The sequence below is a fragment of the Geodermatophilus sp. SYSU D00698 genome (genome assembly GCF_054050335.1).
Map to the genome: position 1 here is coordinate 1 of NZ_JBJGZD010000040.1, position 10,634 is coordinate 10,634.

Annotated in this window: 13 protein-coding genes; 6 read left to right on the plus strand and 7 right to left on the minus strand. The window is 74.8% G+C overall.

Annotated elements, in window-relative coordinates; translation table 11 throughout:
* Nucleotides 1-56 precede the first annotated feature (56 nt).
* From ACI8AB_RS22355 to ACI8AB_RS22385, 7 genes are all read right to left on the minus strand, one after another.
* Nucleotides 57-353 carry a DUF1416 domain-containing protein gene (locus tag ACI8AB_RS22355; RefSeq protein ID WP_456951940.1) on the minus strand — a complete coding sequence of 99 codons (297 nt, stop codon included), beginning with the start codon at nt 351-353 and terminating at the stop codon, nt 57-59.
* Nucleotides 354-355: 2 nt separating this feature from the next.
* Nucleotides 356-1,189: a sulfurtransferase gene (locus ACI8AB_RS22360; RefSeq protein ID WP_387988343.1), complete on the minus strand. Its 834-nt coding sequence runs from the start codon at nt 1,187-1,189 to the stop codon at nt 356-358.
* 36 nt (nt 1,190-1,225) lie between these two features.
* On the minus strand, nt 1,226-1,501 hold the full coding sequence (locus ACI8AB_RS22365; RefSeq protein WP_456951948.1) for a DUF4395 family protein: 276 nt from the start codon (nt 1,499-1,501) through the stop codon (nt 1,226-1,228).
* A 120-nt stretch (nt 1,502-1,621) separates the two neighbouring features.
* Entirely contained in the window at nt 1,622-1,951 is a 330-nt protein-coding gene (locus tag ACI8AB_RS22370) for a thioredoxin family protein (RefSeq protein ID WP_456951941.1), read from the minus strand.
* Between the two features lie 152 nt (nt 1,952-2,103).
* Nucleotides 2,104-2,790 carry an LmeA family phospholipid-binding protein gene (locus ACI8AB_RS22375; protein WP_456951942.1) on the minus strand — a complete coding sequence of 229 codons (687 nt, stop codon included), beginning with the start codon at nt 2,788-2,790 and terminating at the stop codon, nt 2,104-2,106.
* Nucleotides 2,791-2,799: 9 nt separating this feature from the next.
* Nucleotides 2,800-3,633 (minus strand): hypothetical protein, encoded by an 834-nt coding sequence (locus tag ACI8AB_RS22380; protein ID WP_456951943.1) that lies wholly within the window; start codon nt 3,631-3,633, stop codon nt 2,800-2,802.
* Entirely contained in the window at nt 3,630-4,427 is a 798-nt protein-coding gene (locus tag ACI8AB_RS22385) for an alpha/beta hydrolase family protein (protein ID WP_456951944.1), read from the minus strand. The genes ACI8AB_RS22380 and ACI8AB_RS22385 overlap by 4 nt, the downstream gene beginning before the upstream one ends.
* 99 nt (nt 4,428-4,526) lie before the next feature.
* Here ACI8AB_RS22385 and ACI8AB_RS22390 point away from each other — a divergent pair, with 99 nt between their 5' ends.
* The 6 genes from ACI8AB_RS22390 (at nt 4,527) to pstB (ending at nt 10,541) form a co-directional block, all read left to right on the plus strand.
* Complete coding sequence (locus ACI8AB_RS22390; RefSeq protein WP_456951945.1) at nt 4,527-5,297, plus strand: winged helix-turn-helix transcriptional regulator; 771 nt, start codon at nt 4,527-4,529, stop codon at nt 5,295-5,297.
* Nucleotides 5,294-6,232, plus strand: coding sequence for a mycothiol synthase (gene mshD, locus ACI8AB_RS22395; RefSeq protein ID WP_456951949.1), 939 nt, complete (start codon nt 5,294-5,296; stop codon nt 6,230-6,232). Before ACI8AB_RS22390 ends, mshD begins: the two co-directional genes overlap by 4 nt.
* Nucleotides 6,233-6,474: 242 nt before the next feature.
* Nucleotides 6,475-7,599, plus strand: coding sequence for a phosphate ABC transporter substrate-binding protein PstS (pstS, locus tag ACI8AB_RS22400; RefSeq protein WP_456951946.1), 1,125 nt, complete (start codon nt 6,475-6,477; stop codon nt 7,597-7,599).
* A 103-nt stretch (nt 7,600-7,702) separates the two neighbouring features.
* On the plus strand, nt 7,703-8,656 hold the full coding sequence (gene pstC / locus ACI8AB_RS22405; RefSeq protein ID WP_387988336.1) for a phosphate ABC transporter permease subunit PstC: 954 nt from the start codon (nt 7,703-7,705) through the stop codon (nt 8,654-8,656).
* Nucleotides 8,656-9,735 carry a phosphate ABC transporter permease PstA gene (gene pstA, locus ACI8AB_RS22410; protein ID WP_456951947.1) on the plus strand — a complete coding sequence of 360 codons (1,080 nt, stop codon included), beginning with the start codon at nt 8,656-8,658 and terminating at the stop codon, nt 9,733-9,735. The genes pstC and pstA overlap by 1 nt, the downstream gene beginning before the upstream one ends.
* 26 nt (nt 9,736-9,761) lie before the next feature.
* The gene (pstB, locus tag ACI8AB_RS22415) at nt 9,762-10,541 is read left to right on the plus strand and encodes a phosphate ABC transporter ATP-binding protein PstB (RefSeq protein WP_387988334.1); all 780 of its coding nucleotides are present in this window, start codon (nt 9,762-9,764) and stop codon (nt 10,539-10,541) included.
* The last annotated feature ends 93 nt before the right edge of the window (nt 10,542-10,634 follow it).

A 10,634-nucleotide genomic window follows, 5' to 3' on the forward strand; every position in this document is an offset into this window, starting at 1 on the left:
CCCCGCGCACGGCGCCCCTCCCGGCCGCGGCCGGGAGGGGCGCCGTGCGCGGGGGACTACTTCTCGAGGACGACGGTCGTCTCCGTCAGCCCGACCTCGGCCTCGACGACGCGCTCACCGCGGCCGACGGGGGCCAGCGAGCGCAGCTTCCAGATGCCCGGGGCGGCGAAGAAGCGGAACTCGCCCTCCGGGCTGGTGACCACCTCGGCGGTGAACTCGTCGGTGGCGTCGAGCAGCCGGACGTAGGCACCGGCCACCGCCGCGCCGTCGTGCCACACCTGGCCCTGGATCACCGTCTGGGTGGCCAGGTCGATCCCGGCGAGGGCACCGCCCTGCCTCGGGGCGCCGCACACGCTCAGGCCCCCTTCTCGATCGGGACACCGACCAGCGAGCCGTACTCGGTCCAGGAGCCGTCGTAGTTCTTGACGTTCTGGTGGCCGAGCAGCTCGCGCAGCACGAACCAGGTGTGGCTCGAGCGCTCACCGATCCGGCAGTAGGCGATGGTGTCCTTGGACTCGTCGAGGCCGGCGTCGGCGTAGAGCTTGCGCAGCTCGTCGTCGCTCTTGAAGGTGCCGTCCTCGTTGGCCGCCTTGCTCCACGGCACGTTCACCGCGGTCGGGATGTGGCCGGGACGCTGCGCGCCCTCCTGCGGGAGGTGGGCGGGGGCGACCAGCTTGCCGGCGAACTCGTCGGGCGAGCGGACGTCGACCAGGTTCTGCTGGCCGATCGCGGCGACGACCTCGTCGCGGAAGGCGCGGATGGAGGTGTCGGGCTCCTGCGCCCGGTACTGGGTGGCCGGGCGCTCGACGGCGTCGGAGGACAGCGGGCGGCTGTCGAGCTCCCACTTCTTGCGGCCGCCGTCGAGGAGCTTGACCTGGTCGTGGCCGTAGAGCTTGAAGTACCAGTAGGCGTAGGCGGCGAACCAGTTGTTGTTGCCGCCGTAGAGGACGACGGTGTCGTCGTTGCCGATGCCCTTGGCGGACAGCAGCTCCTCGAACTGCTCCTTGCCCACGAAGTCGCGGCGCAGCGGGTCCTGGAGGTCGGTCTTCCAGTCCAGCTTGACCGCGCCCTCGATGTGGCCCTTGTCGTAGGCGCTGGTGTCCTCGTCGACCTCGACGAAGACGATGCCGGGGGCGCCGATGTTCTCCTGCGCCCAGTCGGCGGTGACGAGCACGTCGTTGCGGCTCATGGGGGGTCTTCCTCCCTGTGGTGGGTGTGCGGACGGTCAGGCGGTGGGGGCGGGACGGGCCCGCCGGACGGTCGGGTACGGCTCGCGGCCGGGGCAGGACGCGGTGGCCGCGCCGAGCAGGGCCGCGACGAGGACGAACCCGGTGGCGACGACGCCGAGCACCGGCGCACCGAGCAGGTACCCCGCCGCGCCGACGGCGGAGACGAGGGCCAGGACGGCGCCGGTGACCCACGCGGTGGGACGGGGCCCGCGCACGTCGACCGTGCGGGCAGGACTCAGGGGCATGAAGAAGGGTCTCCGGACGGCGGTCAGGGCACGTCTGGGCGGGGTGGAACCGCCCTCAGGAGGCGCGACACAGGCAGCTGCCGACGCGGCACAGGTCCACTGTGCGGCGCGAGGTCAGCAGGGTGCCCACGCGGCGAGGGTAGCCGATCACGACCGGGCGCCCGTGTGCGCGTCCACCAGGGCGGTGAGCTCCCCCGGGCGCGGGGCGCCGCTGCTGCGGCCCAGCAGCCTGCCCGACCGGTCCAGGTAGAACAGCGTCGGCGTGCGCCGGACGTCGAGCTCGCGCACGGCGTCGAGGTGGCTCTCGGCGTCGACGTGCACGTACGCCAGGCCCGGCCGGGTCGCCTCCAGGCGCTGCAGCCGGGCGCGGGTGGTGCGGCACGGCCCGCAGAACGCGGTGGAGAACTGGACGACGGTCAGGTCCGCCTCGCCCGGCCGCACGCCGAGCTCCTCGAGGACCGCGGTCGGTCCGCCCACGGGCTCCTCCTCCGTCCTGGGCCGGCCGTCGCGGGTGCGCAGCCACCGGGCCGCCGCGGCGGTCGGCACGAGCGCCCCGGCGAGCACCGCCGGGGCGGTCCCGCTCGTCCCCCGCACCAACCCGACCGCCTCGGTGCGCATTCCCGGGCGGCTCAGGGCGCGCGCAGCACCGTGTCGGTGGCCGCGGCGGTGACCTCGACGCCGGCGTCGGCCGGGCGCAGGCCGGTCAGCTCCAGTCCGAACGGCAGCTCGACCGGGTAGCGCAGGTCGAGCAGGTCGCTCGCCCGGTCGACGACGACGTCGGGCACGTCGACACCGGCCGCGTCGGCCTCCTCGACGTCGACCACGAGGTCCTGGCCGTCCAGCGACACCGTGCCCGCGGCGGTGAGCGGGACGGTGTGGCCGAGCACCTCCACGGTCCGGGTGACCCGCAGCCCGTCGCCCTCGCGGGCCACGGTGGTGTCGCCGCCGAGCTGCTGCGCGAGCAGCGCGTAGGACAGCGTCGCCGTGCCGTCGACCCGGTCCACCGGCACCTCGCGCACCGACCCCGACAGCGCCTCGGACAGCGGCACGTGCGCCCCGCGCAGCCGGACATCGGCGGTGGTCCCCTCCGGCTGCCGGAGCTCGGCGGCGGTCAGCGAGATGCGGACGTCCTCGTAGGTCCCCGACACCGCCTGGGTGAGGAACGGCCAGCCCCGGACGTCGACGTCAGGCGTCGCGGCCAGCCCGCCGGCGTCCCGCAGCGCCTCGGCGACCCGGTCCTCGGCGACGCCCTCGGCGACCGGGTCGGCCACCAGCGCGAGGACCACCAGCGCGAGGACGACGAGCAGGGCGCGCACGGCTGCGGATCAGACGGCGGCCAGGGCCAGCAGCACCGGCGCGCAGACGGCCAGCGGAAGCACGGCCTCGACCGCGACCCCGGCGACGGCGGCACCGCGGCGCCGCTCCCCGGCACCGCCCACCGCGAACGAGGCGGCGGTCCCGGCGAGCCCCGCGACCAGGCCCAGCACCAGGCCGGTCGCGACCCCGCCGACGACGTCGGCCGTCCCGCCGGTGCCGTCCGCCACGAGCGTGACCACGACCCCGGTCGCCACGGCGAGCAGCAGCCCCGTCACGCCGCGGTCGGCGCCCGGGGCCACCGCGGGGCGGGGCAGCACGGCGTCGGCGAGGTGCGCGACGACCAGCGCGGCGCCGGCGGCGAGCAGCGGCGCGGCGGCGACCTCGCCGTCGTCGCCGGCGACGTCGGGCAGCAGCAGGAGCGCCAGCGCGCAGACGGCGGTGACCAGCAGCGCCACGCTGCCCAGCGAGCCGACGACGTCGGTGCGCGGCGGCCGGCGCAGCATCTGGTGCAGCACCGCGACGATCAGCGCGGGCCCGGCGACGGCCAGCAGCGACCCGGGGCCGGGCCGGTCCGCGTCACCGGCGAGCAGGTCCACGGCGAGGTCGGCGCCGACGGCGGCCGCCGCCCCGACCACCGCGACACCCGCCGCCCCGGCCGGCGCCGTGGCGGCTCCCCAGCCCGCGACGAGGAGGGCCTGCAGCACGAGGACGGCGGCCAGGCGGCCGTGCTCCCCGAGCAGGTCCGGCGCGAGCAGCACCAGGGCGACGGCGGCGCTGGCGACGACGGCCGCGGCGGCGTGCCGCGCGCGGGCGGCGGGCGGGGAGTCCAGCGCCGTGGTCACGTCCCCTCCTGCCCGGGACCGCCCGGCGCCCCCGTCGGCGCCGGCACCTCCCGCTCGCCCCCGATCGTCGCAGACGCCCAGCGCCCGACGCGCTCGACGAGCGGAGCGGTGAGGGCGCTCTCGGCGTGTCCGAAGCCGGGGACCACCCACGCGGTCGCCGTCGGGCCGGCCGCCCGTGCCAGCGCGCGGGCGTGCTCGAGCGGGAAGTAGGCGTCCCGGTCGCCGTGCACGAGCAGCAGCGGCGTCGGGGCGATCCGGGCGACCGCCTCCAGCGGCGAGGACGGCACGGTCTCCCACGGCGGCGCCAGGCGGACGCCGAGCAGGCGCGCGCCGGCCCGCCGGCCGAGCGTCGTCTCCAGCAGCCAGTGCACGCGGCGCATGGGCGGGGTGTCGCGGACGTACCAGCGGCTGACCGCGCTGACGGCGACCACCGCGTCAGGGCGGTGCCGGCCGTGCGCCGCCTGCCGCAGCACCGCGCCCCCGCCCATGGACAGCCCGAGGGTCACCACCGCGCCCGCGCCGTCGGCCCGCGCGGCGGCCACCGCCGCGTCGACGTCGCGCAGCTCGTCGTCGCCGCCGGCCCCCGTGCCGCCGCCGGAGCGGCCGTGCCCGCGGAAGTCCAGGGCGCGCACCTCGCCGAACCGGGACAGCCAGCCGGCCATCCGCCGGAACGGCGGGTAGGCGGTGGAGTTGGTGAACCCGTGCGCCACGACGAAGACCGTGCCCGTCACCGGACCCGAGGCCGGGACGACGACGCCCTCGAGCCGCACGCCGTCCTCGGTGCGGACCGTCACCGGACGCGCTCGGGTGACCTCGGAGGGAACGGGACGCACGTCGGCTATCCTGCGGTCTCGGTTCGACAGCGCCGTCGATGCCCTCCCCGAGGAGACGACATGCGACTCGTGCTCATGACCGCGGCGCGTCAGGCGACCACCGAGGTGCTGCCCGCCCTGGGGCTGCTCGGCCACCAGGTCCGCGTGGTGGCCCCCGAGCTGTCGAGCCTGCTCGACGGCGACTCCGGCGACGTCGTGCTCGTCGACGCCCGCCACGACCTCATCCAGGCCCGCACGCTGTGCAGCCTGCTGTCCTCGACCGGCGTGGCCTCCGCCCTCGTCGCGGTCCTGTCCGAGGGCGGGCTGGTCGCGCTGTCGGCCGACTGGGGCGTCGACGACGTCCTGCTCGACACCGCCGGCCCGGCCGAGGTGGACGCCCGGCTGAAGTGGGCCACCGCCCGCCGGCTCGCCGCGACCACCCCGGCCGACGGTGCCGACGGCGGCGTCACCCAGGCCGGCGAGCTGGTCATCGACGAGCACAGCTACTCGGCGAAGCTGCGCGGCCGCCCGCTCGACCTCACCTACAAGGAGTTCGAGCTCCTCAAGTACCTCGCCCAGCACCCGGGCCGGGTGTTCTCCCGCGCCCAGCTGCTGCAGGAGATCTGGGGCTACGACTACTTCGGCGGCACCCGCACCGTCGACGTCCACGTGCGGCGGCTGCGTGCCAAGCTCGGCACCGAGCACGAGGCGCTGATCGGCACCGTCCGCAACGTCGGCTACAAGCTCGACCAGCAGGTGGCCGACGCGACCGCCACGGCCGCCCGCGCCGAGGCCGAGCGGTCGGCGACCACGGTGGCCGACGCCTCCCCCACCACCGCCCCGCTGCTCTGAGCGCCGCCGCCGTCTCCGACTCCGCCGGGCTCGACCCCGCGCGGACGGCCGCCGTCCTCGCGCTGCTGCGGGCGGCCGCGGCGGCCGACGGCGTGCGCCCGCTGTCGGAGGAGGCCGAGCTGCGGCTGCAGCACGGCGGCCCGCCCGGCGGCCGGGACGTCGTCGCCACCGAGCCGGACGGCCCGCTCACCGGCTACGCCCGGCTCGAGCTCGGTGACGGCACCGGGGACGCCGAGGCCGAGCTGGTCGTCGCGCCCACGGCCCGGGAGCGCGGGGTGGGCGGCGCGCTGCTGACCCGGCTGGAGGAGCTCGCCGACGGCCGTCCGCTCCGGGTCTGGGCGCACGGCGACCTGCCGGCCGCCACCGCGCTGGCCGGCGCCCGCGGCTACACCCGGGCCCGCGTGCTGCTGCAGATGCGCCGCCCGCTCACCGACGCCGACCTCGACGCCGCCGCCCCGCTCCCGCCGGACGTGTCCGTGGCCGCCTTCCGCCCCGGCCGGGACGAGGCCGCCTGGCTGCGGCTCAACGCGCGGGCCTTCGCCGCCCACCCCGAGCAGGGCGCCTGGACGCCGGAGGACCTGCGGCTGCGCGAGGCCGAGCCCTGGTTCGACCCGGCCGGCTTCCTGCTGGCCTGGCGCGGCGACCCCGACGCCGGCGGCGCGCTGCTCGGCGCGCACTGGACCAAGGTGCACCCGCCCGGCGACGCCGGCCCGGACGCCGTCGGCGAGGTGTACGTGCTGGGCATCGACCCCGACGCCCAGGGGCTCGGGCTCGGCCGGGCGCTGACGGTGCGCGGCCTGGCACACCTGCGCGGGCGCGGGCTGGACGAGGTGCTCCTCTACACCGAGGAGGACAACACCGCGGCGGTGACGCTCTACGGGCGCACCGGCTTCACGCGGTATGCCGTCGACGTCTCCTGGCGGCGCGTTCCCTGATCCCGGGCACGCGGCGCAAACGTCCCTTTGTGCCGCACCGGACGTGTCCACCGCCACCCGACTCGCACGCGTTCACCTGCCGGACGTGATGCCGTTCTCACCCGGTCGGGAAAGGCTCGACCGGCGTTCACCGGGCGTTCATCGAGCGACCCGGGACCGGCCACCTGGGCTGCCTACCGTCCCCTTCCGTTGGTCCTCCCTGCCCGGCATCGAGGTCCGGGCACCTCCGGAAAGGCACTGGCTTGAAGCTCAGCACCCGGTCGCGCGCCGTCGTCCTCAGCACGGCGCTGGCCAGCACCCTCACGCTCGCCGCGTGTGGCGCCGCCAACGAGTCCGACAGCGCCTCGGGCGGCGGCGACGGCGGCAGCGGCGCGAGCGCCGCCGAGCTCAGCGGCGACCTCGTCGGCGCCGGCGCCAGCAGCCAGCAGGCGGCCATGGAGGCCTGGCAGGCCGGCTTCGAGGGCGAGTACCCCGACGTCCAGTTCAGCTACGACCCGGCCGGCTCCGGCGCGGGCCGCGAGCAGTTCATCGAGGGCCGGGCCGACTTCGCCGGCTCCGACGCCGCTCTGGACGAGGAGGAGCTCACCGCCGCGCAGGAGCGCTGCGGCGGCGGCGAGGTCTTCGAGCTGCCGAACTACATCTCGCCGATCGCGGTGATCTTCAACCTCGAGGGCGTCGACCAGCTGAACCTCACGCCCGACGTGATCGCCCGCATCTTCACCGGCCAGATCACCACCTGGAACGACCCGGCGATCGCCGGGGCCAACCCGGACGTCCAGCTGCCCGACACGGCGATCACCCCCGTGCACCGCGCCGACGACTCCGGCACCACGGACAACTTCACCGACTACCTGTTCCAGACCGCCGGTGACGTGTGGACCTCGGAGCCCGACGGCGTGTGGCCGCTGCCCGGTGGCGAGGCCGCCAACGGCACGTCCGGCGTCGTGGGCGTCGTCGAGAGCACGGCCGGTGCCGTGACCTACGCCGACGCCAGCCGCGCCGGTGAGCTCGGTGTCGCCGACGTCGGCGTCGGCATGGAGTTCGTCGCCCCGTCGGCCGAGGCCGCCGCCGCCGTCGTCGAGAACTCCCCCGCGGTCGAGGGCCGTGGCCAGTACGACTTCGCCATCGAGGTCAACCGGCAGACCGAGGGCTCGGGCGAGTACCCGATCGTGCTGGTCAGCTACCACATCGGCTGCGTCGAGTACGACGAGCAGGCGACCGCCGACGCCGTCAAGGCCTTCATGTCCTACGTGATCAGCGAGGACGGCCAGCAGGCCGCCGCCGACAACGCCGGCAACGCGCCGATCTCCGACACCCTGCGCGACCAGGCCCAGCCCGCGGTGGACGCCATCACGGCCGCCGGCTGACCCAGCACCTCACCCGGTGGCCCGGGGCGTCGGCCGACGCCCCGGGCCACCGCCCGCCCCGAGACGGGCTCCCCGCACCGCCGATCGACCACCCGGAGCAACGGTGACCGCCACGAAGGCCCCGACCCCACCCCCGTCGCAGCAGCGCGTCGTGCGCCGGGCGGGGGACCGCATCTTCGCCGGCAGCGCCAAGGGCTCCGGCATCTTCATCCTGCTCGTGCTCGCGGGCGTGGCCGCCTTCCTCATCAGCGAGGCGATCCCCGCCCTCACCGCGCCGGCGGAGGACATCCCGGGCGGCGAGGGCCTGGCCGCCTACATCGGCCCGCTCATCCTCGGCACGCTCCTCGGCGCCGTCCTCGCCCTGATCGTGGCCACGCCGCTGGCAGTGGGCATCGCGCTCTTCGTCACCTACTACGCGCCCCGCCGCATCGCGGCCGGCCTCGGGTACGTGATCGACCTGCTCGCGGCCATCCCGAGCGTCGTCTACGGCTTCTGGGGGCTCGCGGTCCTCGCGCCGGCGCTGGTCCCGTTCCACGTCTGGGCCGCGGACGACCTGGGCTGGCTCCCGTTCTTCGCGGGCCCGGCCTCCACCAGCGGCCGCACGATGTTCACCGTCGGCCTGGTGCTCGCGGTCATGATCCTGCCGATCATCTCCGCCATCTCCCGCGAGGTGTTCAGCCAGGCCCCGGCCCTGCACCGCGAGGCCGCGCTCGCCCTCGGCGCCACGCGCTGGGAGATGATCAAGATGGCGGTGCTGCCCTACGGCAAGTCCGGCGTCATCGCCGGCGCGATGCTGGGCCTGGGCCGCGCGCTCGGCGAGACGATGGCGGTGGCCATCGTGCTGTCCGGCGGCGCCGGCGCCACGCTCAACCTGATCAGCAGCTCGAACCCCTCGACCATCGCGTCGAACATCGCCCTGCGCTTCCCCGAGGCCACCGGCCTGGGGATCAACACCCTGATCGCCAGCGGCCTGGTGCTGTTCGTCATCACCCTCGCGGTCAACATGCTCGCCCGCTGGATCGTCAACCGGCGCGCCGACTTCTCCGGAGCCAACTGATGAGCACCTCCACGCAGTCGACGCTGCAGGTCGCCCCGGAGCCGTCCGGCCCGGTCCCCCGCCGCTCCCGCCTCCCGCGGTTCGCCCCGCTGGGGCTCTACGCCGCCGGCATCGCGGTCGGGGCGCTGCTGTCGGCGCTCACCGGGTTCAGCGTCGCGCTCACCGTCGTCTACGGCGCCGTCCTGGGCACGCTGGCCGTGTACGTCGGGTCCCGGGTCGTCGAGGGGTCGCGCAAGGCCTCCGACCGGCTCGTCACCGCGCTGGTGACCACGGCCTTCGCGATCGCGATGATCCCGCTGGTGTCGCTGGTCTACACGGTGCTCGAGAAGGGCCTGGCGCGCTTCGACGCCGCCTTCTTCACCAACTCGATGTTCCGGGTCGTGGGCGAGGGCGGCGGCGCCTACCACGCCATCTTCGGCACGCTGGTCATCACCGCGGTGACCGCGGTGATCTCGGTGCCGATCGGCCTGCTGACCGCCGTCTACCTCGTCGAGTACGGCACCGGCCGGCTGAAGAAGGCGATCACCTTCTTCGTCGACGTCATGACCGGCATCCCGTCGATCGTCGCCGGCCTGTTCGCCTTCGCGCTGTTCACGCTGCTGTTCGGCAACGACGTCCGGCTCGGCCTCATGGGGTCCGCGGCCCTCTCGGTGCTCATGATCCCGGTCGTCGTCCGCTCCTGCGAGGAGGTCCTCAAGCTCGTCCCCAACGAGCTGCGGGAGGCCAGCTACGCCCTGGGCGTGCCCAAGTGGCGGACGATCGTCAAGGTCGTCCTGCCGACCGCCGTCGCCGGCCTCGGCACCGGTATCACCCTCGCCGTGGCGCGCGTGATCGGCGAGACCGCGCCGCTGCTCATCACCGTCGGCCTGATCACCGGCACGAACCTCAACCCGTTCGACGGGCGCATGGCGACGCTGCCGGTGTTCGCCTACTACCAGCTCACGCAGCCGGGTACCGACACCCAGGCGTTCCTCGACCGGGCCTGGACGGCGGCACTCGTCCTCATCATCCTGGTGATGGTCCTCAACGTCGTGGCCCGCCTGATCAGCCGCTTCTTCGCCCCCAAGACCGGTCGCTGACCGACCCCGACCCGGAGGATCCCCCCGTGGCCAAGCGCATCGAGGTCTCCGACCTCAACATCTACTACGGCAACTTCCTGGCCGTGGAGGGCGTGAACGTCTCCATCGAGCCGCGCAGCATCACCGCGCTGATCGGGCCGTCGGGCTGCGGGAAGTCGACCTTCCTGCGCTCGCTCAACCGCATGCACGAGGTCATCCCCGGTGCCCGCGTCGAGGGCAAGGTCGTCATGGACGGCCAGGACCTCTACGGCGCCGACACCGACCCGGTCGACGTCCGCCGGCAGATCGGCATGGTCTTCCAGCGGCCCAACCCGTTCCCGACGATGTCCATCTACGACAACGTCATCGCCGGCAACCGGCTCAACAACAAGCGGATGAAGAAGGCCGAGACCGACGAGCTGGTCGAGCGCTCGCTGCGCGGCGCCAACCTGTGGGACGAGGTCAAGGACCGGCTGGGCCGCCCCGGCTCGGGCCTGTCGGGCGGTCAGCAGCAGCGGCTGTGCATCGCCCGCGCGATCGCCGTCGAGCCCGACGTGCTGCTCATGGACGAGCCCTGCTCGGCCCTGGACCCGATCTCCACGCTGGCCATCGAGGACCTGATGACCGAGCTCAAGGAGCGGTTCACCATCGTCATCGTCACGCACAACATGCAGCAGGCGGCGCGGGTGAGCCAGTCCACCGGGTTCTTCAACCTCAACGGCGTGGGCCAGCCCGGCCGGCTCATCGAGTTCAACCCGACCGAGAAGATCTTCAGCAACCCCGACCAGAAGGCGACCGAGGACTACATCTCCGGCCGCTTCGGGTGAGGGAGGCCCCCTCGTCCCCCGCCGCTCGCGGCGGGACCCTGCGAGGGGGCCACGGACGGCCACGGGCCCGGTCAGCTGCTGACCGGGCCCGTG

Coding starts and splice junctions, on each gene's coding strand:
- pstA (WP_456951947.1), top strand. CDS start 8,656: ATGAGCACCTCCACGCAGTCGACGCTGCAGGTCGCCCCGGAGCCGTCC.
- ACI8AB_RS22360 (WP_387988343.1), bottom strand. CDS start 1,189: ATGAGCCGCAACGACGTGCTCGTCACCGCCGACTGGGCGCAGGAGAAC.
- ACI8AB_RS22390 (WP_456951945.1), top strand. CDS start 4,527: ATGCGACTCGTGCTCATGACCGCGGCGCGTCAGGCGACCACCGAGGTG.